Here is a 26,683-nt window from a genome sequence, read left to right on the forward strand (position 1 = left end):
GGTGGTCAGAACGGTTTGACTACCACCAGCATCACCACAATCAATAAAACGACGGCCGGTATTTCGTTGAAATAGCGGTACCAGACGTGCGAGCGCCGGTTTCGGCCGGCTGCAAAATCCTTCATCAGCCTGCCGCACCAGCCGTGATAAGCCACCAGCCCCACCACCAGCGCCAGCTTGGCATGCAGCCAGCCACCGGCAAAGCCATAGCCCAGCCAGAGCCAGCCCCCGAACAGCAAGGCCAGCACGCCCAGTGGCGTCATGAAACGGTAGAGCTTGGCTTCCATCAGGCCCAACCGGGCCAGGGTGGTCGGGTCGGTTTCCTGAGCGTGATTGACAAACAGGCGGGGCAGATAAAACAGGCCGGCAAACCAGCTGATGACAAAGAAGACGTGCAGGGCTTTGATCCAGAGCATGAGGGGTCTGCTTGTGTTGGCGGGAGGGGCGGTTACGGTTTAGCGCTGTGGGTTGGCGGCTTCGTAGAGCGGCAGAACCAGAGGCATTTTCGCTTCGAGATCGCGAATGCGGCTATCGTGCGATGGGTGGGTTGACAGGAACTGGGGTGGCTGACCCTGGCTGGCCTGCCCCATCTTCTGCCAGAGCCGGATCGCGGCGCGTGGGTCATAACCTGCGCGCGCTGATAATTCGAGCCCGATCTGGTCGGCCTCGGTTTCGTTCTGGCGGCTGTTGGGCAGGTTGTAGGCCAGATCGGTTACCCCCATGGCAATGTCGATCTGCTGGTCGTACTTGCCCTTGGTCAGCACCGACACACCCTGCGCCAACAAGCGCTGGCTGTAAGCTTTCGACATGCGCTCGCGGCCATGTTCACGCAGGGCGTGGGCGATTTCATGCCCCATGATGGCGGCGATTTCATCATCGGTCAGATGCAGTTTGTCGATGATGCCGGTGAAAAACATGATCTTGCCGCCCGGTGCGCAATAGGCATTCAACTGTGGATTGGATTCGAGGTTGACCTCCCATTTCCACTGCAAGGCGTCGGCACGGAACACCTTGACCTGCGGAATCAGACGTTTGGCAATCTGCCGCAATCGCTGCACCTTGGCGTGGTCGGCGTTGAGTCGGCCGTGCGATTCAGCGTTCTGCAAGGTCTGGTGGTAAGACGACGCCGCCATCTGATTGACCTGCTCTGTCGAGAGCAAGGTCAGCATCGTTTGCTTGCGCTCGATGCCGACGGTGCCTTTTTCAGTGGTTTCCACCCGGTTGCAGGCGGTGGTCAGCAAGCTCAGGCCGATGGCGGCGACGCAATACCAGGTTTTCATGGGCGATAGCTTCCGTTGGCGGAATTGGAGGATTCGATGACTTTGACGCTCGGGCGGGCATAGCGTTCAGCGCTGTCGATGCGGCTGTAGTCGTATTCGGTCTTGGCAAACTGTCGGGCCTCGGAAAAGCGTTTTTCGCTGATCAGCTTTTCCATCATCTGCCGGCGCTCCTGATCCACCCGCGACAGCGCCTCGCGAGCCTGCTGTTCTTGCTGATAGCGCTCCTGCCGCTCCTGCTCGCGCTTGGCGTACTCGGCCTGCTGCTTGCTGCGTTCAGCCTGGCGCGCATCCTGCTCCATGCGCCTGCCGACTTCGCTTTGCCAGTTATCCATTTCACGGTCGCGCTGGCGCTCTTCCTGCTCGGCTTTGAATTTCCGCTCGCGTTCCTGTTGCTGGGCCATGTATTCGGAATGGGTGGAAGTGCCGTTATTTTCGCGTTCGGCCGCTTCCATTGCCGCTTCTTGACGCTTCATGGCTGCTTGCTGCATCTCCAGCGTTTCGCGTTGCACGGTGGTCAGGCCATCGTGAACGCTGCGGCTGGCAATGAAATAACCACCCAAGCCCAGGCAAGTGACCACCGCAATGGCGATCAGCCCCAGTTGGGGGGCATCAAGTCGGGCCCCGTTGAACTTGAGATTGAAGCGGCTGCTGCTGGGTTTGGCGTTCAGTGAGCTGAGTTCCACCGTGGGGCCGCTGCCTGATTTGAGGCTGGCATCGTAAACCGAACGACGAACCGGGTTCGACAACAGGTCGTAGGCATTTTTCAGCGTTTCAAGCCGTTGTTGCTTTTGAGGCGAATCGGGAATGTCAGCGTATTGGCGCAGAATGGCCTGATAGGCGGCATCAAGTTTGAGCTGATTGGCGTCGGCAGAGACGTTGAGCAGCGCATAAAGGGTCTTTCCGGGGGAGCTCATCTTCTATGTTGTCCTGATGTGCGGTCTTATTATTGTTTTTGTAGGGATTGTCGATTGAATAATTAAGAAAACAGAAAACAGATATTTGAATCAATGTATAACGGGACGGTCGGCCAGGGTCAGTCCTCTGTGCCGTCGTCTGCCTGAAACAGACGCCATTGGTTGACGAGGCGGTTTTGGCCATCATGCAAACCGCCATATCCTAGCCGTACCAGATCCAGCCACCACCAGACCAGAACGCCGCCCAGTGTCAGCCCCTGCAGGATACCGCTGAGTGGGCGACCTAGGCGCTGTTGACATTTTATTTCCGGATCGCGTTTCGTCGGATTTGGGCCTGATGCAAGGCAAAAAGCGCGCCGCTTAGTGGGCTAAGCAAGCGGATTTTAACGCGGCAGCAGGCCCAAATCCGGCGAAACCCTCCGGGCCGGGTCGATTTTTGGGGCATGGCGTCGTTAGGGTTCGCCTATTTAGCTCGCTAAACTACTCTCACCCTGTCTCGCCCTGCCCCAAAACTCGGCCCGGCGCGACCGGAAACAAAACGTCAACAGAGCCTAGATACCAGCGATGCACGCCGGCCCAGCCCAGCAGCAAGCACAGTAGCAAGGCCAGCTCAGGAATCTTCGGGCTGACCGGTCTGGCCTGTGCGGGTTGATGGCGCAATACCAGGCGGATCAGTGGCGCCAGCAGTCGATGTAACCAGACGGGGTGGTTGGGGTTTTGCATGGCATGTGGGCTGGCAGGAGGCGCCGGACACCGGCCCGGCTCGCGTTGGGGCTGAAGGCAGGAGGCGTCAGATCTCCACCATCTCGAAGTCTTCCTTGCGGGCACCGCAATCTGGACAGGTCCAGTTCATAGGCACATCTTCCCAGCGTGTACCGGCTGCCAGACCGTCCTCAGGCCGTCCTGCCGCTTCGTCATAGATGAAACCGCAAATCAGACACATGTACTTCTTCATGGGTATATTCCGTATTGCGTTAAAATTTGCATTTTAAACCCAAATACCACTGCGCCGATGACCCCAGTTCCTCCCATTGTTCTTGTGTTTGCCGGAAACGATCCCTCTGGTGGCGCCGGCCTGTCAGCTGACATCCTGACGCTGGCTTCGCTGGGCTGCCATCCCCTGCCCGTTGTCACTGCCATTACCGTGCAGGATACGGCCAATGTCGAAGACTTCCAGCCGGTCGAGGCTGAATGGGTATCCGACCAGGCCCGCATGGTGCTGGAAGACATGCCGGTGGCTGCATTCAAGGTGGGCATGGTTGGCAGCATCGAGGCGCTGGCCGTGATTGCCGAGATTGCCGCTGATTACCCGGAGATCCCACTGGTGCTGGACCCGGTCTTCGCGTCGGGCGGAGGGGACGAACTGTCTTCTGAAGACATCGTGCTTGCGACCCGCGAACTGCTGCTCCCGCACGCTACCATCGTCACCCCGAACAGCTTTGAGGCCCGGCGCCTGGCTTCGGACGATCCGGACGAGCAGGAAGGCATGACCGTGGATGAGGCGGCAACCCGCATCCGCCAGTTTGGTTGTGAATATGTGCTGATCACGGGGACGCACGAAAATACGCCGGTGGTCGTCAACACGCTGTACAACCGCAGCGGTCGCATGCGTGTAGATAGCTGGGAGCGTCTGCCCGGCAGTTATCACGGTTCCGGCTGCACGCTGGCCTCGGCGATTGCCGGCACCCTGGCCAATGGCGTGGACATTGCTGCCGCGGTGCGGGAAGCGCAGGAGTTCACCTACCAGACCCTGCGCGCAGCCTTCCGGCCTGGCATGGGGCAGTTTGTGCCCGACCGCCTGTTCTGGGCGCGTGAGGTCGCGACCGATGAAGGTGACAAGTAAATGCAGCCGGCTTCACTGAGCGGCCTGTACGCCATCACCCCGGACCAGCCCGATACCGCGCGTTTGTTGCAACAGGTTGAGAGCGTGCTGGCTGCCGGCGTGGCGGTACTGCAGTACCGCAACAAGCTGGCCGAACCGGCCTTGCAGCGACAGCAGGCAGCTGCCCTGCGCCAGCTGACCCGCCGGTACGCGGTGCCCTTGATTATCAATGACGATCTGGAACTGGCGCTGGCGGTGGATGCCGATGGGGTGCATCTGGGGGCGGATGACGGCGACCTTGCTGCCGCCCGCCACCGACTGGGGCCGCAGCGACTGCTGGGCGCTTCCTGCTACAACCAGCTGGCCCTGGCGGATTCAGCCGTCGCGGCCGGTGCCAGCTATGTGGCGTTTGGTGCCGTCTTTCCGTCTTCCACCAAACCGGCGGCCGTGCGGGCGCCGTTGTCGCTTCTGGCTGAGGCGCGTGCACGCCTGGCCGTGCCGGTATGTGCCATCGGTGGCATCAGCACCGCCAATGTTCACGAGCTGACCGCTGCTGACCTGATCGCCGTGATCGGCGCCCTGTTTGACGCCCCGGATATCGCAACCGCCACACACCAATTGAAGGCGGCCTGGCGGCCCTCGGCATCCTCCCTGACACCGGCCTGACCATACCGGCCGATGCCAGTTCGGTGCGGCATCAGTCCTTGTTGGGAATCACCACCATATGATTGCCGTCCTTTTCGCTCATCTTGCTATTGCCGAACGGGCCAACCTGAACATACTCGCTACTGCTGGCGACATGGCCCATATAGCCATCCGAGCCAAAGTGGCCTGAACTGTCGGCGCCGAATTTCTCCAGTTGAAACCAGGTATCACCACTGGCAGTTTTACCCATCAACAACTCGCCACCGTCTTTGTTGAGCGCCAATGGCAGGCGACATTGATCTGAACCATTCGGATGGTGGCTGGAGCCCTTGGTGCCGACTTTCTGGTTGGCGTCTTTGGCGGCAGTCAGCATCTCTTTATGGAGCGCGCCACCGTCTTCAACGATGACATGGGCACCACTTAGCAGGGCTGCACGGAAAAGTGCATGATCCCCAGTGGTTTCACTGTTTTTGCCGTTATGCATGACGAATGTCGTGCCAGAGGCGAATACCCCATCGAGCTTACTCAAAACGGTGCTGGTGAAATCGCCGTCACCTTTCAAAGTACTCCATTCGGCACTGAGACCTGCTTTACGGCTTTCGAGCTGAGAGAAGCTGTTGCTGGAAGACGCTGACCAGTTGCCGAATGAGTTGACCACGTAGGCCGTTGCACCGAAAAAGCTCTGTGCATAGCTCACGCCTTGGGCTTGGGCGTTGACATCCTTTGGCTTCAGCTCTTTGGGTTTGGGAATGTCTTCCTGCTTGCTCGACGATGCAATGTTGCTTTTGTCGCTCAGATTTTGTGGAATCGAGTCATTGTCGAGAGAGGCTTGCTTCAGATTGCTGGGTTGCTGGCTGTTGTCCAGACTGAGCGGTTGCATGTCCTCCGAAATGGACGGGGTCTGGGGGACGGTTGGGGGAGTGTATCCCTTAATATAAGTTGCCATGATCTCTCCTCAAGCAAACGCCATGGCACCAAAACCAGGAACTTCCGGGCTTGGACTGGCAGAGGGTTCGGAGGTGCCATCCGCAATCAGGCGGCCACTGTCATAGCGCTCCCACCATTGCTGACGGGCGCGGTAGACGCGCTCGATCGCCTTTTCCAGCGCACCTTCCTCCACATGATCCAGCGGTAGCGTGGTCGAGACGATGAACTTGCCAGCGCCCGCCTGCACACCGAAATAACAGCCATCCGTATCAATACCAAAAGCCTGGGCAGCCAGCAGGGCTTCGCAGACCAGACCGCGTTGCGGCCCGTCGGGGAGGTGGAACAGGGCAGAGGCTGCAGCGATTTCATTGCGTTCAGCCAGATGGCTGAGCACGATCTGGGTGCCATTCGGGTAGTTGACCTCAATAAACGCGGTGTCGGGAGTGATGGCCGAGGTATCCAACCCCAGCTTCTGGCCCAGTTGCAGAATCAGTTCGTAAAACGGCATGGTTTGTGTCCTCGCGTAAATCGGATGGTTGCATTGGGGGGGCCGGATCATCAGGTTCGAGTGTCGATCCGGTTTGAACATTGAATATTGACCGAATGTCGGCTTGCCGCAATCACCCATGCAACGGACGGCCAAGGCGGGCACCCGGATGCTGGGTTGGGGGCGGATGAGGGATGTGGGTTTGGGTGCGGGCAGTGTGGGTAGGTCAACACACTGCCCGGGATAGTCGCCGGGCTGGCGTCTCAGGTGACAGCGCTGGTGTCGGTGGCAAGGGCCTGTTCGATGGCGGCGAGGCGGGCGCGGGGGTGTTCGTCGTAGGTCCAGCGCTGTACTGCCAACACCGCGTCGGCTGGGGGCTGGCCGCATTGCAGGGCGTTCAGGTAGTGCTGGCGTGCGGTGGTGAGGTCATCCAGACACGAGCTGGCGTCGCCGGCCATGCAGTGGCCTTCGGCATAGCGGGGGTCGATGGCAATGGCGCGTTCGGCACTGACCAGGGCGTCGGCAAACTGGTAGCTGAGCATCTGCGACAGCGCCAGATAGTAGGCCGAGTGGAACAGGCCGATCGGGTAGTTGCCCAGGTCAAGCGCCCGGCTATAGCAGGCGATGGCATCTTCATAGCGCTGCAGGCGGCGGTATTCATGGCCCAGGTAATACAGCAGGCGGCCTTCGTCCGGGCTTTGCTCCAGCGCCAGCAGGCAAAGGCGGATATTGCGGTCGGAGGCGCTTTCCTTGCCGGTTTTGTCAGGCAGGTTGTGAATGACGATCTGCGGTACCTTGGCAAAGGGCCCATCCACTTCCAGGTATTCATGAATCGGGCTGCGGTAGCCGAGGGCTTTGGCGCGGCGAAACAGGCGGCCCGAGCTCCACTCGCCGCCCTCCGATCGCATGGTGACGCCCAGATAGTCGGCCTTGGCAAGGCTGAGCAGCTCGTGCAGGACCTCTGCACCGCTTTCCAGAATCTCGTCGGCGTCGATCTGCAGCACCCAGTCGCCGCTGGCCAGTGCCAGGGCGGCATCGCGGGCCAGGGCAAAGTTGATGATCTTGCCATCGGGGCCGTTGCAGTCGGTAAAGCGACTGGTTTTGGCGCCGTAGCGGGCGGCAAGCTCCAGCGTGTCGTCGGTCGAGCCGGTATCGACAATGCACAGCTCATCGTACAGGCCGGCAATGCTTTGCAGACAACGGGGCAAGGTGTGGGCTTCGTTACGGACGATCATGCACACCGAGAGACGGGGGCGAAGCGGTGTATCAGGCATTCACGGCCTCGACGATGGTTTCGTGTACCCAGACCTTGGGGCCCAGTGCGCTGACGTCGCGCTGGTAGCTACCCTGAAAATTGGCTTCGTCGTAATTCGACAGCGCCTTGCGGAACATGCGGTCACGGCTCTCCCAGCGCGAGGCGACAGGCGGGTAGAACGCGGTACGGGCATAGTCATCGTGCGAAATATGGATGGCCTGGCCTTCGATCAGCCGGGTGAGGCCGGCACCCAGCGTCAGTCGGGAAATCATGTCCTGATCTTCCCAGCCCCAACCGTGCAGGTCGGAGTTGTAGCCATTGATCGACAGAAAGTGCTGGCGCCGCACAAACAGCAGGCCCGGCGCCTGACGGGTACCCTCTTCGGCGTCTTCCTCGTTATCGACGATATTCAGGACTCGACCGTCGGCCGTGCGGATGCGCAATTCGTAGCCGAACGACACGACATGCTTGCCGCCACGCGAGTTGGTTTCCGATTCCCGTACCCCGGCCAGGGTGGCAAAAGTATCGGGCCGGCTTTGCAGCTGGCCGACGATGGCGGCGACGCTATCCGGGTTGAGGATGATGTCGCAATCGCAGAAGAACAGCAGTGGCTGCTGGGTGTGGGCGGCGCCGATATTTTGTGAGGCCGCCTTGTTGAAGTATTGCTGGCTGGGAATCTCGATCACCCGGACTGCCTCGGCGTACTGGCCGAGCTGTTGCAGCAGCAGGCTGGAGGAACCGGAGTAATTGACGATATTGACGTCTCCGCCCACTTTGCGGGCGGCTGCCAGCAAGGAGGGTAGAGCCTGATTGAGTTCGAGGCGGTCGCGCCAGGAGACGATGATCGAAAGCATGAAAGCTCCTCAGGAATGGTTGATGGTCGCGGGTTGGCGCACACGGGCTTCAATGGCTTGAGCAATGCGCTCTGGCGACAGGCCGTAGTAGTCGAGCAGTTCGTCGTCAGGGCCGGACTTGCCGCCGAATTCCTCGGGCCAGCCCAGTGTCAGCCGGGCGGCGGGCAGGTGCAGCCGGTCGATCAGTGCGCCCAGCCCGCCAAATCGGCTGTGATCTTCGATGCTGACGATCAGGTCGGCGCTGGCCAGCTCTTCCTGCCATTGCAGGGCCGGTTTGAGCTGGGCGCAGTGCAGCAGACCGATGGAAAGACCCCGGCCGGCCAGCAGTTCGGCGGCGGCCATGGCCCAGTGGGTAGCGAGCCCGGTGGAGACAATGCAGACCCGCTGCCGGGGCCGCAGCCAGCGGCTGCCCGCTGCAATGCCCGGCAGATGGGTGGCTTCCTCAAACTGGCGGCGCGGCAGGCGGATATAGCTGGGGGCTGAATCGAGCAGGCTGTGGGTAATGGCGAGTTCAACATCGGCCCAATCGGCAGGGGCCCAGACTTGCATCTCGGGCAATGACAGCATTACCGCCAGATCGTTGACGGCGGCATGGGTCTTGCCGTTGCGGCCCAACAGGCCGCCAGCGTGGGAGCCGATCAGCATGACGGGCTGGTTGGCCTGGCTCAGGCAGATACGGATCTGGTCGTAGGCGCGGTAGCACAGGAAGGCGGCAAACGAGAACACGGCCGGCCGCATGCCGGCTTCGGCCATGCCGGCGGCTACCGACACCATGTTCTGCTCGGCAATCCCGGCCATCAGAAAGCGTTGTGGGTGGCGCTGGGCAAAGTGGATGGCGCCATCCGAATCGGCCAGATCGCCGTCGAGCACAAAGATGCGCGGGTCGGCATAGGCGAGTTCGGCCAGGATCTTGCCGGCGTGGTCGGCGAGTTTCATCAGCATGACAGGCTCCTTATGTTCTGTTGGCGTTAGGTTCTGTTGACGTAAGGTTTACAGTCGCGCCGGGTCGATTTTTGGGGCATGGCGTCGTTAGGTTCGTTTATTTAGTTAGCTCGCTAAACCGCACTCACCCTGCCTCGCCATGCCCCAAAACTCGGCCCGGCGCGACCGGAAACAAAACGTCAACAGAGCCTAGGCAGGGTAAGCGCGGTTTAGCGGGCGAAATCAGCAAGTTCTGACGACGCCCTGCCCTGGTGTTGCAGAACGCTTGCATAGAATGGCTATGCGGTGTGCTCTGCGCCTTGTTCCTGGCCATTTCCCGGCGAAACGCGCTCTGAAAACCCAAGGTCAACAGAACCCAACAGCTCGGCGTGCTCATCGGCACTGACGGCATCGCAGTGGAAGCGGATCGGATCTCGCTCGATCAGGGGCAGGCCCTTGCCCTTGACGGTGTGGGCGATGATGACTGATGGCTGCGCACGTTCTGCGCTGGCAGCCTGCAGGGTGGTTTCCAGCGCAGCGTAGTCATGACCATCGCACTCGAACACCTGCCAGCCAAACGCGCGCCATTTGTCAGCAATGCCGGGGAGCGGCGGCGGCCGGCTGCCATCGGGGCTGGTCCACCCCCATTCCTGATGGCGATTGCAATCGACGATCACATGCAGCCGATCCAGGCGGCTGATGGCTGCCAGCATGGCAGCTTCCCAAACCTGGCCTTCCTGGCATTCCCCGTCACCCAACACCACCCAGATGTGCTGACCGCTCTTGCGCAAGGCCAGCGCCATGCCGATGCCAACCGACAAGCCCTGACCGAGCGAGCCGGTCGAAAAATCGACGCCGGGTACGCTGGTCATGTCGGGATGCCCTTCCAGCGCCGAGGCAAAGCTGGCATAGCCCGATAGTGGCCAGTCGAAGTAGCCGAGTCGGCGCAGTACGGCATACAAGGCCACAGCGGCGTGACCTTTTGACAGGATCAGTCGATCCCGCTCGGGGTGGCGTGCGGTGGCCGGGTCGATGCGCAGTACCCGCCGGTAGAGCGTGAGCAGCAGGTCGATCACGCTCAGGCTGCCGCCGTAGTGGCCGCCGCCCGTGTCGTAAAGCGTGGTCAGGATGTCCTGCCGGAGCAGTCGGGCTTCATCGGCCAGCGATAGTTCGGGGTGTCGGTGGACCTGCAAGGTGTCAGGGCTTGGGGATGTCAGCATGAGGAGTCCATTCAATCAGTCCAGTCAGTCCAGTCAGTCCAGTCAGTCAACAGCGTCCGGTTCTCAAACCTTGACCAGTCCGGCCTCGGCGTGGGCCGCTGTCGGTGCGGCGCCGCCAAAGCTGGCTGGCAATTTGCGCTCGACCCAGCGTTCGTACCAGCCGGCCAGGGTGATGAAAGCCCACATCTGCTCGGCAAATTTTTGCTGGCCCGGCAGGCGGCGGCTGGCCAGACTGCGCACGGTCTGGTCGATCTTGTTGCGCCAGGCGGTCGAGACCAGACCACTGTGCGCCAGCCCGCTTTCGTGCAACAGGCTGCGGACGCGGGCGCCAAAGGCTGGGTCGGTCATCCAGATGACAAACGGGGCGTTGTACGACATGGGTGAGCGCCGCAGTACGGCCTCTGGTACGCGGCCAACCGCCATTTCGCGCAGGGCTTTTTTGTTGCGCCAGCGGCCGTTTTCCACAAAGAACCGTTCGGAAGCCCCCAGAGCGCAGGCTTGTTGCACCACGGCCGGGTCGAGGAAGGGATAGGCCGTGCGGATGCCAAGCTCGCGCCCGATCGGCTCGAAGTCGGTGAACAGCAGATCGGGTATTCGGTGCTGGCATTCGTGCGCCACCATCAGCTCGAACAGATGCGCCTCGGGTTTGATTTGCCGGCATTCGCGGTAGAACGTCGCCAGCAACGGCGCAAAATTCCAGCCACGGTAGGGTTCGGCCAACCCTTGCCGCAGGGCGATGTCGTCGAAGAAGCGCGGCACACCGGGAAAGTGCTTGCTGCGGGTCAGTTGCGGGTTCCACAGCACGGCATCGGCAGCGTCGATCTGGGCGGCGTGTGGCCAGTCGGCATCGAACAGCCGCAGCAGCCGGTAGTGCCGCAGATAGCGGCTGTAGCCACCAAATACCTCATCCGCCCCCAGGCCAGACAGCAGATGCTGGTGCGATTGGCTGCCGATTTCCCCGAGGATGTGCCAGTGGGTGATGGCGGCCCAGGCACTGCAAGGTTCGGCCGCCTGCAGGACGCGCTCCAGACCCTTCAGGGCATCGGCCACGCCAAGCGGTACTGGCTGATGGCGGATGCCGGCTTCCTTGGCTACCAGTGCCGCGAAATCGACCTCGTTGTGGGTGCCGGGGTCGGTAAATTCAATGGTGTAGGCATCGAAGCGCTCGCCGCCAAAACGGCGGGCAACGGTGCCGGCAATGTACGAAGAATCGACGCCACCCGACAGCAACAGGGCTTGCCGACCCTCGACCACTCGCCGCGTGATGGCGTCATCCAGTGTGGCAATCAGCTGCTGCTGGTAGGGCGCATCGACAACCTTCTGCTGATCGTGGCTCAGTGGCGAGAAGTAGCGCTGGCTCAGCAAAGGCTGGCCGGGGCGGCCGCTCAGGCAATGCCCTGCCGGCAGCCGGCTGATCTGGCGGGCAAGGGTGCGGCCCGCCAGGGGCATGCCGAAGCTCAGGTAATTGAAGGCGGATTCGTAATCCAGCTCGCAAGCAAAGGCCGGGTCGGCCAGCAGCGGCTCGAGTGCCGAGCAGATCAGATAACAGTCAGTCTCTTCGCGAATAAACAGATGGCGTTGCCCGAGCGGATCGCGCGCCAGCAGCAGCTGGCCACTGTCGCCATCCCAATGGGCCAGCGCAAATTCACCGGCCAGATCGCGCAGACCGGCACTACCGCGTCGCTGCAGGGTGGGCAGCAAATCCGGCGCCGGGCCGGTCTGGCTGGCGTACAGCCCCCCAACCCAGGTCAATACGCTACGACCTTCGACGGCAGCCTGGGGGCTCCACAGTGCCACCCCTTCCGGCATCTGGTGCCAGCGGTGATCGGCCGCCGCCGGAAACGTTGCGGGCAGCAGTGTGGCCAGTCCATCCCGAATCCGGGCGATGCCGTGTCGGGTCTTGCCGATCAGGCCATAGAGGGTAGGAAGTGGGTTCATACGGGACGTCTCAGAAGGTCTTGCAGCAATAGAAAGCGGGGGAATGCCTGATCGAGCGACAGCGGTTCCGCCAGCTCGGGCGCAATGGCGGCCACCGTTTGCTGCAGGTGTGTCGTCAGATGGACCGTGCCATCGGCGTCGATACGAGCGATGCCATCGGCCACCGCGGCCGACTGGTGGTAAGCCAGCGCTTCGGCCTGGCTGACCTGCGAGGGCAAGTCGAGTGTGATGGCGCCATTGCCCATGATCACCGGCCATCCCCCAGGCAGACCCAGCGGGCCGGGCACGGCCGTGCGCAAGGTGGCGGAGTCCGGCAACAGAGCGCCGATCACCTGGCTGGCGTGTGCGGCGGTCAGGCTGTTGAGTTCGCGGGTTTGTGGCAGTGCCGGTCCGGCAAAGGCCCATTCCGGGGGGAGCTCGTTATCCCCGGCAAACAAGCGGGGCGGCGGAATCTCGGCAGCGAGCCGGGCGACGTTGGCCGTGGCGACAGCGCCGACGTGCGCATGGTGTGCCAGCAGTCGCAACGGCCAGGTGATGCCATGATCGCGCAAGGTGGCGCGGACCAGCCCCAGGATCATGCCGGCATTGCCGACACCGACCGTGGGCGCGAGCCCGGCACAGGCCAATACGGGATGGGTAGCGTCGGGAAACGAGCAGTTGACGACCGGACCCCGGAAGTCGGCCGCTCGACAGGCACGCATGACGCGGTGGACAACAGCCAGCTGTGCGGGCAGCTGCAAGGCAAATCCCGCCTGCAGCAAGGTCTTGGCCAAGGGGTCGTGTCGTTCGAACAACAGCCAGGGTGAAATCAGCGACGCACACTGCACCAGCAAGTCGGGCCGTTCGGCCGCCAGCATGCTGGCAACGGCATCTTCATTCAGGGCATCCAGCGCCATGAAGCGGGCACGGCAGTCACCACAGGCATTGACCAACCGGGCCAGAGCACTGCCAGCCTCGGTTTGCCGACCCAGCAGCAGCAATTCACCTACCGCTGGATGGTCGGCCAGCTTGAGCGCCAGCCGCTGACCCAGATCCCCCAGGCCAATGATGGCAATGCGAAAGCGTGAGCTTTTTTTTGCAGGCATAAGCGGTATTCAGAACTTGGCGCAGACAGATATCGGTAAAAGGCCCACAGGCCTTGCGACCTGTGAGCCTTCATCCTGCTAATTACAGCTCGCCACCGCCCTTGGTGTCTTCGTCGTCAATGCGACGCAGCAGGGTCGAGAGGATTTCGCCCTTGGCGCTGCCACCCTTGGTGTTGTCGCCACGTACGCGGCCCAGCAGCGTCGCAACGATTTCGCCTTGTTGGCCACCGGCTACGGCGGTCAGTTCTTCTTGCTTCAGTACTTTGATTTCGGACATTTCTTATCTCCAAAAAATGGTGAAAGTAAATGAACAGGAATTTTACGTAAATTTACTGCTATTTTTGGAATGAATGCTAGGCATCTGTCCAACAGTAGAGCTACGTATCCTGCTTGTGTCGGGGTTCCGAGCACGGCCGGAATGGTATTGAAGCCTTTATTAGTTGGCAATAATAGATATTGACTATCTTTTTTTTATGTTCGATTGAATTAGTCTTTTTGGCTAAATTTCACTTTAATGGTGTAAAAATATATCAACAATATAGTCTGATTGGCCATGTCTGGTATGGCGGATCGCAGAGGCTTGGTTGGAGGGGGCGCGCTGATCGGGCTGTCGGGTTAGGCGGGTCGGCTGGTGAGAGGGGGTGTGGGCAGTGTAGCGGACGGTCCCAGGGAAGGGCGTGGTATAAACAAAAAATTTGACTTTTTAAGCGAATTTTGGCGAGAAATTCTACTTCTTGAAAGCGATTTCCTGTGTGAGAGCCTCCTCGTCTGGCCAAGGGGGTCAGGCAATTGATTACGCCGAAATCCTTATTTTTGGCCGATCTTAGGCGAGTCGTCGGGTTGAGGCAAGGCATATGCATGCCCACGAAGAGACGGTCGTTCGAACGGTCAGGTTTGTTTGTATTTATTGATGTTTAAATGAAAAAAATGCGTGAGGGTACTGCGGCGTTCGGAGAATTCCCCACCAAAGCCAAACGCCCGGCAAAGGCCGGGCGTTTGGGGCGGAAGGTTACGTCAACAGAACCTAGAAGCCTGGGAATTTCAGGCCGGCAATGATGGGCTTGCCCTTTTTGGCTCGTTTGCCGATGTAGGGGGCGAGGTCGTTGGCATCCAGCGTCAGGCTCTGTGGCTTGCCACCGCGCCCGGTACCGTTGAGTACCAGGGTTTTGCCGTCTGAAACGGTGATGGCGGCGAGCTTGTCGCCATCGTCCAGTGCCATCGCAATCATGCCGCGCCCCCCACCTGCCAGCGTTTTCAGCTCGGCCAGTGGGAAGCAATGCAGCTTGCCGTTGCTGGAGAGGCAGGCGCACAGATTGGCCGGGTCGGGCGTGTAGCTGACCACGCGTAACAGCTCTTCGTCCGCCTCAAGCGAGAGATAGGCTTTACCGGCTTTCTGCCGCGACAGCAGGTTGTCGAATTTGCAGAGGAAGGCGTAGCCCGAGCTGCCGGCGATCAGTAACTCGGTTTCCGGCTTGGCGGAGAGGATCTGCACAATCCGGGTTTTCGCGGCGAGGTCGATCAAGCTGGCCAGGGGCACGCCATCGCCACGTCCTCCCGGCAGATTGCCCGCCAACAGGGTGTAGACCCGGCCATCCGAGCCAAACAAGGCCACCGAATCGACCGAGCGGCATTCGAGTGTCGCCAACAGGCTGTCACCTTCCTTGAAACTCAGATTCTGCAGGTCCAGACCGTGGCCGTTACGGCTGCGTATCCAGCCCTTTTGCGACAGGATCACCGTCAGCGGTTCGTCCACCACGGCGACCGCAATCTGCGCACGCTCGGTTTCTTCGATCAGGGTACGGCGGCCATCGCCAAACTTCTTGCGGTCGGCCTGGATTTCCTTGATCACCAGCCGGCGCATGGCCGTTTCGCTCGACAGCAGATGCTCCAGCTCGGCTTTCTCGGTCTTCAGCTCTGCCAACTCGCGTTCGAGCTTGATGCCTTCCAGTCGCGCCAGCTGCCGCAAGCGGATTTCAAGGATGTCGTCGGCCTGGCGCTCGGTCAGTGCAAACGCGGCCATCAGCTCCTGCTTGGGTTCGTCCGCCTGGCGGATGATGCGGATGACCTCGTCGATATTCAGAAAGACCGTCAACCGGCCTTCCAGGATGTGGATGCGGTCATCGACCTCGCCCAACCGATAACGGCAGCGCCGGGTGACGGTGTCAAAGCGGAAGCTGGCCCAGTCTGCCAGCACACCCTTCAACGACTTCTGCGCCGGTCGGCCGTCGAGGCCGATGACCACCATATTGATCGAGCAGGAAGTCTCCAGGCTGGTATGGGCCAGCAGCAGATTGATCAGCTCTTCCGGCTTCTGGCGGGAGGATTTGGGTTCGAGCACCAGCCGTACCGCCTGGTCGCGCCCCGATTCGTCGCGCACGCGGTCGAGTTGCGACAGGATCAGCTGTTTGGTTTGCAGCTGTTCCTGCGAGAGGGCTTTCTTGCCTTTCTTGACCTTGGGATTGCTCAGGTCTTCGATTTCTTCCAGCACTTTCTGGGTTGAGGTGCCATGCGGCAGCTCGGTGACGATGATCTGCCACTGGCCACGCGCCAGGTCTTCCACCTGCCAGCGGCAACGCAGCTTGAGCGAGCCTCGGCCGGTTTCGTAGGCGGCGAGGATGTCGCGGGCCGGTGAAATGATGTGGCCGCCACCGGGGAAGTCCGGGCCGGGGATGTACTGGGTCAGCTCGGCAACGCTGAGTTCGGGGTTTTCGATCAGGGCGACGGCGGCGTCGGCCACCTCACTCAGATTGTGCGAGGGGATCTCGGTCGCCATGCCGACAGCGATGCCGGAAGCGCCATTGAGCAGCAGCATCGGCAGCCGGGCCGGTAGCACTTGCGGCTCGCGGAAGGCGCCGTCGTAGTTGGGCACGAAATCGACGGTTCCCCGGTCGATTTCACCCAGCAACAGATCGGCGATCGGTGTCAGGCGGGCCTCGGTGTAACGCATTGCGGCGGCACCGTCCCCGTCACGACTGCCGAAGTTGCCCTGGCCATCGACCAGCGGGTAACGCAGCGAGAAGTCCTGAGCGATGCGCACCATCGCGTCATAGGCCGAAGCATCGCCATGCGGGTGGTACTTGCCGAGGATCTCACCAACGATACGGGCCGATTTGACCGGCTTGGCGGTGTGGTCGAGCCCCAGCTCGTGCATCGCGTAGAGAATACGTCGCTGAACCGGCTTCTGGCCATCGGCCACCTCGGGCAGCGCGCGGGATTTGACCACCGACATCGCGTATTCGAGGTAACTGCGCTCGGCGTAGAGGCCCAGTTGCACCGATTGGCCGTCATCCGGCTCGCTGCTGGGCTGAGCCACGACATAACGGCCACCCTGACCACCATCGCTGGCGGCAGGTTCTTCGGGAAAATCTAATAGATCAGGTGTGTCAGTCATCGTTTGTCTGCTGTCCTACATAAGTGAACAGCCTGCTGGGTCCAATGGCGGATTTTGGCGAAAAAATCCGCCGAATCATTTATTTGCGCGGTGAAATGGTTTGCTTAAACCACAGACTTTGGCTATGCCGAAACAAGGCAGGATAGCCCTTGCACCAAGGTCGGCAAGCCCGCGCATGCGGTGCTTATTGCGGTAATTGTAACTGGCCGCGCCAAAGGCGGGCGCGCTTGCTGCATTGCACCCCGGACTTCTTCGCAACAGAGGTGGGGTGCTGTGCCGGATCGTGGTGCCAAATCCGGCAGGGCGGAACCCTGCTGGCGTGGTGGCTGGGCGCATGCTGCGCCCGAAATGTTGAAACCGAAATGTTGAAACAAGAAGTATTTTGAAAAATTCAGAGAGGCCGATGCTGGCCGCCGCCCCGGTGCCGGAGGGCGGAACGAGCCAGAAGTGGCGACATGCCGCCATCGAGCCAGACTGTCAGTGCTGACGACCGCCCGGTCTTACCCGGTTGCGGCGGAGTCGGCGGTAGTCGTGGGGAGGAGGTTCCCTGCACCGTCTGCGCAAGCGTATTGGGCAATCAGCACCCTGGGGTGCGATAGCGCCAGGGGGGCGGCTTGGCCCTGCAAACGCCTGGTGGACGAAGCAAGGCAGGGATGCCGATCAGGTGTCTTGACGCACTGGCTGCCGTGGCGGGCAACCCAAGCCCCGCGACGGGCGGGATGGGTGCTTTCTGACGGTTGACACTCCCCTTCTACTGCCTGAGGGCTCTTGGCCTTTTGCCGTGGCAAAAGTGCTACCGGAGCCAAATTGCCGTTGGCGGGCCATGCGCCCGCCACAGGACCGTGCTGAAGCCGGGGAGATCATAGTGTTGACTTACAACGACGCGAGCAGTCTGGGTGAACGGAGCAGTGGTACGGTCACGCCCGAGCTGACGGTGCGCTTTCGCAGCCTGCAGTGCCTGTTCTCGATCATGCAGATCGTTGATGCCGCCGAATCCTGCAATCTGGATACCTTGCGCCGCATCGCACAGTGGCTGCCGCCGGCCTATCGTTTTCCGCATCTGGCAGAAGTCCGGCTGGTGGTCGGTGATGTGGATTATCAGTCCGATGGCTGGTCGGACCAGATGGTCGATGTACGGCTGGTCAATATTGTTGCCGGCAGCGAAGTGTTTGGCTATCTGGCGGTTGGCTATAGCCAGCTGTGTCCGGCGGGCGACGATGGCCCTTTCCTGCTCTCGGAAAACCTGCTGCTCGACTCGGTGGGCTTGCTGCTGGCCAACTGGGAATCGCGGCTGCGTCTGTTCAAGTCGCTGCGCGAGAGCGAGGCGCTCTACCACGGCATTCTTAATCAGGCCAAAGACCTGTTCTTTTTGATAGACCCCTTGCGTGATCTGATCGTCGATTGCAACCAGAGTGCCAGGGATGTGCTGGGCAAGACGCTGGATGAATTGTCGATCATGCCGGCCTCGGCCCTGCTGGGTACCCCTTGCGCGGGCGAGGAAGCCGGCTCGGGCGCCCGGGATGATGACCGGCCCTTGTGGCCGCTGCACGACAAGGTGGGACGGCTGCACCATCTGCGTCTGTCAATTGAACGGGTCTGGGCCGGTAATGCCTACTACCTGGCGGTGATGGCGGCCGATGTCACCGATGCCGTGGTGGCCGAACGCGCCATGCGCGAGAGTGAAGAACGCCATCGCTCGCTGGTGGAATCGCTGAGCGAGGGCCTGCTGCTATACGACCGTACTGGCAAGATCGTGACGGCCAATCGGGCGGCCCGGCAAATGCTGGGCTTGGATAATCAGCCCAAATCGCAGAGCCGTGGTAGTACCGATCCGTTCTGGCAGGCGGTGAATGAAGATGGCCAACCGTTTGACCGGCACCTGCACCCGGCCCTCAATACCCTGTTTACCGGCTTGCCGGGTCGCAATGTCGTGGTCGGCATTCCCTATCGCGATGACGCCATTCGCTGGCTGGCGGTGAATACCGAACCACTATCCGGTGATGGCAAAGGTCGCCTCAAGTTCAGCGCGGTTGCGGTATCCCTGACCGATATCACCGAAGAGCGACGCAAGAGCGAATCACTCAAGCTGTTCCAGAAAATTGTCGATAGCGCCTCGTCCGGCGTGCTGATTGCCGACGCCAGCGAGCCGGACATGCCGATCATCTATGTCAACGCAGCATTCACCCAGATTACCGGCTACGGCGCCAACGAGGTGCTGGGTCGTAATGCGCGACTACTGCATGAGGGCATGGACAATCAGGATGTCCTGCAAACCTTGCGCGACGCCATCCGCCAGAAAACCTCTTGTACGGTACTGCTGCATAACCGGCGCAAGAACGGCAGCCTGTACTGGAACGAACTGCGCATTGCCCCGGTGTTTGATAACCGGGGTCAGCTCAGCCACTACGTTGGCCTGCAGCATGATGTGACCGAACGTGAGAATGCCCGCATCACCCTGGTTGAGAACGAGGCGCGCTGGATGATGGCGCTCGAAGCAGCGGGCCACGGCGTCTGGGACTGGCGGATTGCCGAGCAGCAGGTGTTTCTGTCACGGGTCTGGAAGTCGATGCTCGGCTATGCAGAGAATGAGATCGGCAATAACGTCGAAAGCTGGATCGACTGTGTACACCCCGCAGATATGGCGTCGTATCGGCTGGAGCTGAAAGCGCACCTCTCCGGCAAGATTGGCACCTATCGACATGAGCATCGCCTGCGCTGCAAGGATGGGGGATACAAATGGATTCTCGATCAGGGCATGGTGGTAGAGCGCGGGCCAGACGGTCGAGCCTTGCGGGTCATCGGTACCCACACCGATCTGACTGAGCAGAAAGAGACTGAGCAGTCTTTGCTGCTCTACCAGAACCACCTGGAGGACATTGTCGATTCACGCACCCTGGAGTTGCGGCAGGCGCTGGATGACGCACGGGCGGCCGACGTGGCCAAAGATGAATTCCTGGCGACCATGAGCCACGAGATCCGCACCCCCATGAACGGAATTCTGGGTCTGACCGAGCTGGCACTGCGCATCCCGCTGGATAGCAAGGCCCGTGATTACGTGAGCAAAGCCCGGCTTTCGGCTCAGCATTTGATGGGCATCATCAATGAGATCCTCGATTTCTCGAAGATCCGAGCCGGCAAGCTGACGCTCGAAGCCATTCCTTTCTCGCCAGAAGAAACCCTGCGCCATATCGTCTCCCTGCTGCACGATCGGGCCGAAGAAAAGCACATCCGGCTTGCGCTGGATTTTGTCGGCAATGTGCCTCCTGCGTTGATAGGCGACCCGCTGCGCCTGAGCCAGATCGTCACCAATCTGGTTGGCAACGGCATCAAGTTCACCCGCAGTGGCAGCGTCAGCATTCGGGTAGCGTCCGAGCCGGCTGCTATGGCCGAGCATTGCCTGTTGCAGATCGAAATCCGCGATACCGGCATCGGCATGACACCGGAAGTGCTGCAAAAACTGTTCAGCCCGTTTACTCAGGCCGACACCTCGACGACCCGGCATTACGGCGGAACCGGCCTGGGGCTGGCCATCGTCAAACGCCTGTGCGATCTGATGCAGGGCGAAGTCAGCGTCAGCAGCGAGCCGGGCAAAGGATCGTGCTTCCAGGTACGGCTGGTGCTGCCGCTGGCCAATGGCCAGCTGGTAGCGCAGGCTGCGGCCGAGCGGACGGAAAGCCACGATTTTCATGGTTATCGGATCTTGCTGGTTGAAGACAACCCTTTCAACCAGCAGGTGGCTTCAGAGTTGCTGGCGTATCTGGGCATCGAGGTCAGCGTGGCCGACGATGGGGAAATGGCCCTGCAGAAGGTCAACCAGCAGACCTTTGACTTGATCTGCATGGATGTGCAGATGCCGGGGCTCAATGGTTACGACACAACCCGCCGCCTGCGGGCCGACCCCCGCTTCGTCAACCTGCCGATTCTGGCGATGACGGCCAATGCAAGGGAAGAAGACAAAGCCCGCTGTGCCGAAGCCGGCATGAACGATGTGGTAACCAAGCCGATAGACAGTGCCGACCTCGAAGCCAAGCTGGCACGCCATCTGCCACCCCGCAAAGCCCCGCCACCCGCGGCCCCGATGCCTCCGGTGGCGGCTGAGCCGGTTGTGGCAGTGGCGCCTGCCCTGCCGGCGACTTCGCCGGTCGAGCGTGCCCGTAGCGTGCTGGGCTTTGATGTGGATGCCGCGCTGGGCCGTTTGCGGGGAGATCTGGGGCGCTATGAAAAGCTGCTGACCATGCTCGGCAAGAGCTGGCCGGCAGACCAGGAAGCGATGCAGACCTCGCTGGGCGCCAGCGACTGGCCTACGCTGGAGCGGCAGGCGCATACCCTCAAGGGCAGCGCGGCGACAGTTGGCGCCGAGGCGCTGACGGCGGCCGCATTTGCGCTGGAGACGCTGTGCCGCAATCAGGCCGACCGTACCCGCATCGACCAGGCCACGCAGACCGTATTGGCCGGGCTGGCTGATGCCATGACCCGCATCCGCACTTATTTCGACCCTGCTGCCAGCCTGCCTGCAACACCGCTAGATGGCAGGCCCGCGTCACCCGCAGGGGTCGGGCCGGTGATGTTGCCATTCGACCAGCCATCCGCCGTCCGCTTGATCGCCGAACTGGAAGGGGCATTGCGGCGCGGCGACTTTGCGTCGTGCCGGCTGGTTGATGATCTGGCTAGCTGTTGTGCCCCCTCGCCCCTGGCCCCGCTGGCGCAGGAGCTGGCGACGGCTGTCCATCGCTTTGCCTTTGAAGAAGCCCGGGAACGGGCTGGTCAGCTGGCGGCCCAGCTGTGTGCGGATCCTGTCAGGAAGGAGAGGGAACATGGACAAGCCGACCCTGCTGATCGTTGACGATGCCCCGGACAATATCGAAGTGCTGGGTGGCTGGCTGGAGCCGCGCTACCACATCAAGGTGGCCATCAATGGCGAAACCGCCCTGCGGCTGGCGGCAACGCCCCCGCTGCCGGATCTGATCTTGCTGGATGTGATGATGCCGGCGATGGATGGCTACGAAGTCTGCCGCAAACTCAAAGTCATGCCGGAAACCCAGTCGATTCCGGTGATTTTCATTACCGCACTCGACGACGTCGAGGATGAGGCCAAAGGCCTGGCTCTGGGGGCGGTCGATTACCTGACCAAGCCGATCCGCTTTGCGATTCTGGAGGCCAGGGTGCAGACCCACCTGGCGCTCTACAACCAGAAACGCTTGCTGGAACGGCAGGTCGCCGAACGGACCCGCGAGTTGATGGAGACGCAGCGCGCCATCATCGAAAGCCTGGGGCGGGCCGCAGAATTCAAGGATAACGAGACTGGCATGCATGTGCTGCGCGTGGGGCGCATGGCCCGCCTGCTGGCGGAAGCCGCCGGTTACGACGAGCGCTTCAGTGCCCTGATCGAGCTGGCAGCGCCGATGCACGATGTCGGCAAGATCGGCATCGCCGACGCGATATTGCTCAAGCCGGGACCGCTGGATGCTGACGAACGGGCGCAGATGCAGCGGCACACCGTCATTGGCGCCACCATTCTTGGCGAGAACCGCTGCGATTTGATCGACATGGCGCGAACCATTGCACTGAACCATCACGAGCGCTGGGATGGCAAAGGCTATCCAGTCGGCACCCAGAGTGCCGAGATTCCGGCGGCGGGACGGATCGTTTCCATTGTCGATTGCTTCGATGCCCTGATCCATGCACGACCCTACAAGGCGGCCTGGCCGCTGGAAAAAGCCATGGACTTCATCACCAGCAATGCCGGGGTGCTGTTTGACCCCAAGCTGGTTGATCTGTTTGTCAGAGAGCTGCCGGCCATGCTCGATGCCATCAATACTTTGCGTGATCCTGATCATCAGGAGGAGGGGGAAAAATGACTGAAAAAGATTCTGGATTTTCAATCTGGGTGGTGGACGACGACGCGCTGCAGCGTGAGCTGATTTCAGACGAGTTGATCGCCAGTGGCTACAAGGTCAGGCAGTTTGAATCCGGCAAGCTGGTGCTGCAGGTGCTCGAAGACTGCCAGCCGGACCTCTTGTTGCTGGATGTAGTGATGCCCGAGATCGACGGCTTCACCGTCTGTCAGCAGCTGCGGGCGCTGCATGGGCACAATCAGGTTCAGGTGATTTTCATCTCCGCTTCGACCGACTACGAAACCCAGATGCGGGGGTATGACGTCGGCGGCGATGATTTTCTGAGCAAGCCGGTTGATCTGGAAGTGCTGACTTACAAAGTGCAGGTGGCCGAGCGCCTGTACAACACCCGTCGCTCGCTGACCGACGATGCGGGCCAGCTGCGCGATATGGCCTTCCTGGCCATGACCAATGCCGGCGAGCTGGGTACCGTTCTGACTGCGATGCGACAGTTTCTGAACGCCAAGAATGTGCACGAACTGGCACGGGCGCTGGTGACGCCGGCGATTGAATACGGGCTGGAAGGCGCTGTGCGGTTTCGCGGTGAAGGTGGGCAGAATCTTGATCTCAGTTTCGAAGGGGGGCCTTGCTCGCCACTCGAATCGTCGATTCTCGACAAGATGCAAACGCAAGACCGGATCTTCTCTTTTCAAAGCCGCATGGTGGTGAATATTGGCCATACCACCTTGTTCCTGCGCAATATGCCCACCCAGGATGCCGACCGCTGTGGCCGTCTGCGCGACCATCTGGCCTTGATTGTCGAAGGCGCCGATCACCGGCTGGATGCGATTCTGGCCGAAGAAGATCGTGATCGTAAGGCGGCCGGCATCAGCCGGGCGCTGGTAACGCTGGGGCTGGGTATCGACACCTTCCGCTCGGTGTCGCAGGAGGTCCGGCGCAGCGCGCTGGTGCTGACGCAGGATTTATCCGACCGACTGACGCAGGAGCTGGTGCGGCTGGGGTTGACCGACCAGCAGGAAGACCGGCTTGCCCGCCTGATCAGTGGCTATGCAGAAGAAATGACCAGCCTGCTCAGCCGCAGTGCCGAGATCGAAGCCTCATTGAGTGAAACCAACGAGGTGCTGGTTGCCATTCATCACAGCACCCCATGACAACAGACCGACGTCCAGGCGCCGGGTGATGAGTCTCTACCCCTCGGCGGTTTGATGGAGGCTCCCCACCCGCAGTGGGAAGCCTCCGGGTTGGAGTGTTGGCCGATTATGCCGCGCCGCGTATGGCGAACAGTGCCGTCGAGAGCGGATGCTGAAAGCCGGCCCTCTGCGCCAGACTGGCCAGCTGCCGGCCGATAAAAGCTTCGGTTTGGTGATAACGCCGGGCCAGGGCTTCGAGCGATTGGCCCTCAAACAGAAAGCGCAGCAGGTCGAAATGCGCCACTGAAAGATCGGCCACAAACTGCTCGGCCGTCACGATGCCGGGCACCACCGCGCTGAAGCAGCTCGCCGCTGTCATCGTTGTATTCAGCTGGCGTATCAATTCTTCGCCACGCGGCAAATCATCCTGATCCCCCGCCAGCGTTAGCACCAGGCGGTTCCCATGTGGATTGGCCACAACCGAATCAATCCCGGAGCGAATCCCCTTCGAGCTGAATTCATCCCAATGATCAATAGCTCGCTCTTCTTCATAAAACTGCTTACCCCAGATGACTGGTTTCGCATTGGGTTGGAGTACTCGGAGGGCAACCGGATCGCGTTCCCGCATGCCGGGCTCGCCCACCCCATCCCAGCCATTCGGAAAATTGTGCCAGACCGTCATTGTCCCGGAACAGCGATAAGCCAGCGCATAGCTCGAAAGACCCGCGTGCTCCATCACCCTGGTCAATGCCGTCCGGATGTCTTGCTCGTTTTTTGCTTGAACCAGATCGACAAGGAAGTTGTAAGTCATACCTACTCCCTCTTTACGCTACGGGATATGGCCCGTCGGCTTTGGCTACAGGGTACGGTCCATCAGATTTGGCAACGGGATATGGCCCGCTGGTTGAATCCACAACGGCGCTGGCGTCGGATTCACTGCCCCCTCCTGCCACCAATGCGAGTTGCTCAAGACTCAGGGTTACGACTTGATGGGTTGTCAGCTTCATTTAATGGCTACCTCCATAGAGTGGGCATACGGTAAGGGCTTGGCGGTCGGGTCAAAGGTCAGCAACTGCGACAGAACGGCCTGAATCGCATCTGGGCACAGATCGACGGCATATTCATTACTACCGCCTGGCAACGCACGGCCAAATTCGCCCAGTGTTGAATGTTCGAGCGCCGCATAGATAACTGGAATATGTGAACGAACGCGCATGCGCACCCGCTTAACAAACAACTCTGCGGCGCGACTGACCAGCGGGCTGCCTTCAATCACCAGCGCATGCAAACCCTTGCCGGTGGCGTCGATCAACGACCCGTGGGACGTGTGGCCCTTCACCGCGTAGCCACACTCAGCCAGCCCCGCAACCGCGCTGGCCAGCCACTCTTCATTCAACGAGAACAAATGCACCGAATAATGATGCGTCGGTAGCGGCGTGCTCGAAACATCCAGCAAACAAGCCGAATGGTCACACTCACCAAAAAGCGGAAGCTGGCGCGTGCCAATAAACCAGCTGTCGTTGTGCCGCCGGGCAATCAGCACATCCTGACGGCCCAGATGCTGCGGGGGCAGCTCAGGCCCCAGCTCGAAGCGGCAAGGGTAAGCACGGCCGTGAATAATCAGGACTCCCGACTCAATCCGCTTGCCTACACGTTGCGGATTGACAGCATCTGTCGGCGATAACTGGCAGGCCGCAGCAATACGATCCAGCATTTCCAGCGTAATGGGCGTGTGGTTACTGAGCATGCGCGAGAGTGACGAGCGGGAAGGCTGGTTGCCCAGCTGCTCGGCCAACCAACCCGCCGCACCCTGGGTGGGCCGCAAATGCGGCTTGGCTGCCCGCTCGACCTGCTGCACCAGTACCTCATGACTACTGGTGGGCGGTAAATTTTCTTCGTTTCGGCCCATATGCACCTCGTATCAGGAAGAGGCAAAAATCTAGCATATGGTCAAAAATATTGAAAACAGAAAGTTTTTGAGCCGTGCATAGAATGCAATATAGGATAACCCTTACCATCCAATGTAGTTAGGATTTTAATACGACCAATGGCCTAACTGGGTGGTCAAGAAATACCCAGCCAAGTACCAAGGCTGGAGCTTTTTCAGTAGATTGGTGTAAGACAGGATCAGATATTTTGTTGGTGTGCTGATCGGCTGGCAGACTGCACACGCAAAAAGCCGGGCCAGACAGGCTGGCACCGGCGGCGGGATGGGGATAACGATGGAGGAGCGCGTTTGGCCAGCTGATGAGGCTTTGCCCTCTATTCTTTTTTATGCGTAAGGTCTGCTGATTCAGTTTGAGAAGGGGGTCACGCCAATTCTTGAAGCTTTGTCACTCCCTAAGGTGCTCATGATGGTCGACTGAACTCAGATTACTTCTTCACCGTTAGAAATGACTGTCGCGATAGCAACGGGAGTCAAACCAGTAGTAAGAACTAACTTTCCGCCCAAGTTTGGCAGCCTAGGCGTTGGGTTCCACCAGATTCCATTCCACGACGCAGCTGGCCGCTCTATCGGGCTAGATAGTTTGGTCAGCCCCAATGGGTAAAACGCCGAATGGCTTCACGGCACGTTCTTTCGTAATGCATTGCGCGCTTTCGGTCTTTTGTTGTGTAGAGCCGGGTACTACAATGCCCGGCTTTCTACCTGAGGAGACCTACCATGCAAAAATTCGTTCTGAGCCTGATTGCCACTGTTTGCGCCGGTTCCGTTCTGGCTGCCGAGCCGGCCAAGCACGGCTGCACCAAGCCTGAGTACCCTGGCAAGCTGGCGTCGCCCACTCAGACCAGCCGCTTCAACAAAAACTGGAAAGAATACAGCGACTGCATCAACAAGTTCATCTCTGAGCAGAACGCAGCCATCAAAGTGGCACAGGATGCTGCCCAGGCTGCCATTGACGAGTACAACGCCGTGGCAGCCCAGCTGAAGGCCGATCAGGGCCAGTAAGCCACCAGACTT

The 26,683-nt window shown here is 60.5% G+C and carries 23 protein-coding genes; 6 read left to right on the forward strand and 17 right to left on the reverse strand.

Translation table 11 applies throughout. The features are described 5' to 3' along the window. Nucleotides 1–5: 5 nt before the first annotated feature. From hemJ to PZA18_RS01455, 5 genes are all read right to left on the reverse strand, one after another. Nucleotides 6–416 (reverse strand): protoporphyrinogen oxidase HemJ, encoded by a 411-nt coding sequence (gene hemJ, locus PZA18_RS01435; protein ID WP_284098983.1) that lies wholly within the window; start codon nt 414–416, stop codon nt 6–8. 39 nt (nt 417–455) lie between these two features. After that, entirely contained in the window at nt 456–1,280 is an 825-nt protein-coding gene (locus tag PZA18_RS01440; protein WP_284098984.1) for a M48 family metallopeptidase, read from the reverse strand. Further along, complete coding sequence (locus PZA18_RS01445; protein ID WP_284098985.1) at nt 1,277–2,194, reverse strand: DnaJ domain-containing protein; 918 nt, start codon at nt 2,192–2,194, stop codon at nt 1,277–1,279. The genes PZA18_RS01440 and PZA18_RS01445 overlap by 4 nt, the downstream gene beginning before the upstream one ends. 486 nt (nt 2,195–2,680) lie before the next feature. After that, nucleotides 2,681–2,917, reverse strand: coding sequence for an NINE protein (locus PZA18_RS01450; RefSeq protein WP_284098986.1), 237 nt, complete (start codon nt 2,915–2,917; stop codon nt 2,681–2,683). Nucleotides 2,918–2,984: 67 nt separating this feature from the next. Continuing rightward, nucleotides 2,985–3,149 carry a rubredoxin gene (locus tag PZA18_RS01455; RefSeq protein ID WP_407951168.1) on the reverse strand — a complete coding sequence of 55 codons (165 nt, stop codon included), beginning with the start codon at nt 3,147–3,149 and terminating at the stop codon, nt 2,985–2,987. Between the two features lie 57 nt (nt 3,150–3,206). On the opposite strand from PZA18_RS01455, the gene thiD reads away from it, so the two are divergent. Together thiD and thiE are read left to right on the forward strand one after the other, a co-directional pair. Continuing rightward, nucleotides 3,207–4,037: a bifunctional hydroxymethylpyrimidine kinase/phosphomethylpyrimidine kinase gene (gene thiD, locus PZA18_RS01460; protein ID WP_284098987.1), complete on the forward strand. Its 831-nt coding sequence runs from the start codon at nt 3,207–3,209 to the stop codon at nt 4,035–4,037. Then, nucleotides 4,038–4,682 carry a thiamine phosphate synthase gene (thiE, locus tag PZA18_RS01465; RefSeq protein WP_284098988.1) on the forward strand — a complete coding sequence of 215 codons (645 nt, stop codon included), beginning with the start codon at nt 4,038–4,040 and terminating at the stop codon, nt 4,680–4,682. A gap of 31 nt (nt 4,683–4,713) precedes the next feature. Here the strand turns inward: thiE and PZA18_RS01470 are convergent, their stop codons facing one another. From PZA18_RS01470 to parC, 10 genes are all read right to left on the reverse strand, one after another. Further along, a complete protein-coding gene (locus tag PZA18_RS01470; RefSeq protein ID WP_284098989.1) occupies nt 4,714–5,607 on the reverse strand; it encodes a hypothetical protein in 894 nt (297 codons plus the stop codon). Nucleotides 5,608–5,616: 9 nt separating this feature from the next. Then, nucleotides 5,617–6,096, reverse strand: coding sequence for a type III secretion system chaperone (locus PZA18_RS01475; protein WP_284098990.1), 480 nt, complete (start codon nt 6,094–6,096; stop codon nt 5,617–5,619). A 242-nt stretch (nt 6,097–6,338) separates the two neighbouring features. Next, entirely contained in the window at nt 6,339–7,349 is a 1,011-nt protein-coding gene (locus PZA18_RS01480; RefSeq protein WP_284098991.1) for a glycosyltransferase, read from the reverse strand. Further along, nucleotides 7,342–8,184 (reverse strand): galactosyltransferase-related protein, encoded by an 843-nt coding sequence (locus tag PZA18_RS01485; protein ID WP_284098992.1) that lies wholly within the window; start codon nt 8,182–8,184, stop codon nt 7,342–7,344. Before PZA18_RS01485 ends, PZA18_RS01480 begins: the two co-directional genes overlap by 8 nt. A gap of 9 nt (nt 8,185–8,193) precedes the next feature. Further along, complete coding sequence (locus tag PZA18_RS01490) at nt 8,194–9,126, reverse strand: transketolase family protein (protein ID WP_284098993.1); 933 nt, start codon at nt 9,124–9,126, stop codon at nt 8,194–8,196. A gap of 278 nt (nt 9,127–9,404) precedes the next feature. Beyond that, on the reverse strand, nt 9,405–10,325 hold the full coding sequence (locus PZA18_RS01495; protein ID WP_284098994.1) for a transketolase: 921 nt from the start codon (nt 10,323–10,325) through the stop codon (nt 9,405–9,407). 63 nt (nt 10,326–10,388) lie between these two features. Beyond that, entirely contained in the window at nt 10,389–12,263 is a 1,875-nt protein-coding gene (locus PZA18_RS01500) for an asparagine synthetase B family protein (protein WP_284098995.1), read from the reverse strand. Continuing rightward, nucleotides 12,260–13,348: a Rossmann-fold NAD(P)-binding domain-containing protein gene (locus PZA18_RS01505; protein WP_284098996.1), complete on the reverse strand. Its 1,089-nt coding sequence runs from the start codon at nt 13,346–13,348 to the stop codon at nt 12,260–12,262. Before PZA18_RS01505 ends, PZA18_RS01500 begins: the two co-directional genes overlap by 4 nt. Nucleotides 13,349–13,430: 82 nt before the next feature. Further along, nucleotides 13,431–13,625: a hypothetical protein gene (locus PZA18_RS01510; RefSeq protein ID WP_284098997.1), complete on the reverse strand. Its 195-nt coding sequence runs from the start codon at nt 13,623–13,625 to the stop codon at nt 13,431–13,433. 747 nt (nt 13,626–14,372) lie between these two features. Beyond that, nucleotides 14,373–16,739: a DNA topoisomerase IV subunit A gene (gene parC, locus PZA18_RS01515; protein ID WP_284098998.1), complete on the reverse strand. Its 2,367-nt coding sequence runs from the start codon at nt 16,737–16,739 to the stop codon at nt 14,373–14,375. Nucleotides 16,740–17,562: 823 nt separating this feature from the next. Here parC and PZA18_RS01520 point away from each other — a divergent pair. The 3 genes from PZA18_RS01520 to PZA18_RS01530 are packed head-to-tail and all read left to right on the forward strand — an operon-like array spanning nt 17,563 to nt 23,745. Continuing rightward, nucleotides 17,563–21,582: a PAS domain S-box protein gene (locus tag PZA18_RS01520; protein WP_284098999.1), complete on the forward strand. Its 4,020-nt coding sequence runs from the start codon at nt 17,563–17,565 to the stop codon at nt 21,580–21,582. Beyond that, a complete protein-coding gene (locus PZA18_RS01525; protein ID WP_284099000.1) occupies nt 21,554–22,597 on the forward strand; it encodes an HD-GYP domain-containing protein in 1,044 nt (347 codons plus the stop codon). Before PZA18_RS01520 ends, PZA18_RS01525 begins: the two co-directional genes overlap by 29 nt. Continuing rightward, nucleotides 22,594–23,745: a response regulator gene (locus tag PZA18_RS01530; protein WP_284099001.1), complete on the forward strand. Its 1,152-nt coding sequence runs from the start codon at nt 22,594–22,596 to the stop codon at nt 23,743–23,745. Before PZA18_RS01525 ends, PZA18_RS01530 begins: the two co-directional genes overlap by 4 nt. A gap of 106 nt (nt 23,746–23,851) precedes the next feature. Here the strand turns inward: PZA18_RS01530 and PZA18_RS01535 are convergent, their stop codons facing one another. Both PZA18_RS01535 and PZA18_RS01540 read right to left on the reverse strand, forming a co-directional pair. Continuing rightward, complete coding sequence (locus tag PZA18_RS01535) at nt 23,852–24,535, reverse strand: autoinducer binding domain-containing protein (protein ID WP_284099002.1); 684 nt, start codon at nt 24,533–24,535, stop codon at nt 23,852–23,854. A 192-nt stretch (nt 24,536–24,727) separates the two neighbouring features. Continuing rightward, on the reverse strand, nt 24,728–25,633 hold the full coding sequence (locus tag PZA18_RS01540) for a hypothetical protein (protein ID WP_284099003.1): 906 nt from the start codon (nt 25,631–25,633) through the stop codon (nt 24,728–24,730). Nucleotides 25,634–26,386: 753 nt separating this feature from the next. On the opposite strand from PZA18_RS01540, the gene PZA18_RS01545 reads away from it, so the two are divergent. Continuing rightward, complete coding sequence (locus PZA18_RS01545; RefSeq protein ID WP_284099004.1) at nt 26,387–26,671, forward strand: hypothetical protein; 285 nt, start codon at nt 26,387–26,389, stop codon at nt 26,669–26,671. Nucleotides 26,672–26,683 lie beyond the last annotated feature (12 nt).

This window comes from Parachitinimonas caeni, assembly GCF_030129945.1.
Lineage (GTDB): Bacteria > Pseudomonadota > Gammaproteobacteria > Burkholderiales > Chitinimonadaceae > Parachitinimonas > Parachitinimonas caeni.

Bases quoted from the DNA above. Each gene is read 5' to 3' on its own strand.
- PZA18_RS01535 (WP_284099002.1), bottom strand. From the start codon at position 24,535: ATGACTTACAACTTCCTTGTCGATCTGGTTCAAGCAAAAAACGAGCAA.
- PZA18_RS01505 (WP_284098996.1), bottom strand. From the start codon at position 13,348: ATGCCTGCAAAAAAAAGCTCACGCTTTCGCATTGCCATCATTGGCCTG.
- parC (WP_284098998.1), bottom strand. From the start codon at position 16,739: ATGACTGACACACCTGATCTATTAGATTTTCCCGAAGAACCTGCCGCC.
- PZA18_RS01480 (WP_284098991.1), bottom strand. From the start codon at position 7,349: ATGCCTGATACACCGCTTCGCCCCCGTCTCTCGGTGTGCATGATCGTC.
- PZA18_RS01495 (WP_284098994.1), bottom strand. From the start codon at position 10,325: ATGCTGACATCCCCAAGCCCTGACACCTTGCAGGTCCACCGACACCCC.
- thiE (WP_284098988.1), top strand. From the start codon at position 4,038: ATGCAGCCGGCTTCACTGAGCGGCCTGTACGCCATCACCCCGGACCAG.
- PZA18_RS01525 (WP_284099000.1), top strand. From the start codon at position 21,554: ATGGACAAGCCGACCCTGCTGATCGTTGACGATGCCCCGGACAATATC.
- hemJ (WP_284098983.1), bottom strand. From the start codon at position 416: ATGCTCTGGATCAAAGCCCTGCACGTCTTCTTTGTCATCAGCTGGTTT.
- PZA18_RS01545 (WP_284099004.1), top strand. From the start codon at position 26,387: ATGCAAAAATTCGTTCTGAGCCTGATTGCCACTGTTTGCGCCGGTTCC.
- PZA18_RS01485 (WP_284098992.1), bottom strand. From the start codon at position 8,184: ATGCTTTCGATCATCGTCTCCTGGCGCGACCGCCTCGAACTCAATCAG.
- PZA18_RS01500 (WP_284098995.1), bottom strand. From the start codon at position 12,263: ATGAACCCACTTCCTACCCTCTATGGCCTGATCGGCAAGACCCGACAC.
- PZA18_RS01455 (WP_407951168.1), bottom strand. From the start codon at position 3,149: ATGAAGAAGTACATGTGTCTGATTTGCGGTTTCATCTATGACGAAGCG.
- PZA18_RS01530 (WP_284099001.1), top strand. From the start codon at position 22,594: ATGACTGAAAAAGATTCTGGATTTTCAATCTGGGTGGTGGACGACGAC.
- PZA18_RS01445 (WP_284098985.1), bottom strand. From the start codon at position 2,194: ATGAGCTCCCCCGGAAAGACCCTTTATGCGCTGCTCAACGTCTCTGCC.
- PZA18_RS01490 (WP_284098993.1), bottom strand. From the start codon at position 9,126: ATGCTGATGAAACTCGCCGACCACGCCGGCAAGATCCTGGCCGAACTC.
- PZA18_RS01450 (WP_284098986.1), bottom strand. From the start codon at position 2,917: ATGCAAAACCCCAACCACCCCGTCTGGTTACATCGACTGCTGGCGCCA.
- thiD (WP_284098987.1), top strand. From the start codon at position 3,207: ATGACCCCAGTTCCTCCCATTGTTCTTGTGTTTGCCGGAAACGATCCC.
- PZA18_RS01440 (WP_284098984.1), bottom strand. From the start codon at position 1,280: ATGAAAACCTGGTATTGCGTCGCCGCCATCGGCCTGAGCTTGCTGACC.
- PZA18_RS01475 (WP_284098990.1), bottom strand. From the start codon at position 6,096: ATGCCGTTTTACGAACTGATTCTGCAACTGGGCCAGAAGCTGGGGTTG.
- PZA18_RS01470 (WP_284098989.1), bottom strand. From the start codon at position 5,607: ATGGCAACTTATATTAAGGGATACACTCCCCCAACCGTCCCCCAGACC.
- PZA18_RS01520 (WP_284098999.1), top strand. From the start codon at position 17,563: ATGCGCCCGCCACAGGACCGTGCTGAAGCCGGGGAGATCATAGTGTTG.
- PZA18_RS01540 (WP_284099003.1), bottom strand. From the start codon at position 25,633: ATGGGCCGAAACGAAGAAAATTTACCGCCCACCAGTAGTCATGAGGTA.
- PZA18_RS01510 (WP_284098997.1), bottom strand. From the start codon at position 13,625: ATGTCCGAAATCAAAGTACTGAAGCAAGAAGAACTGACCGCCGTAGCC.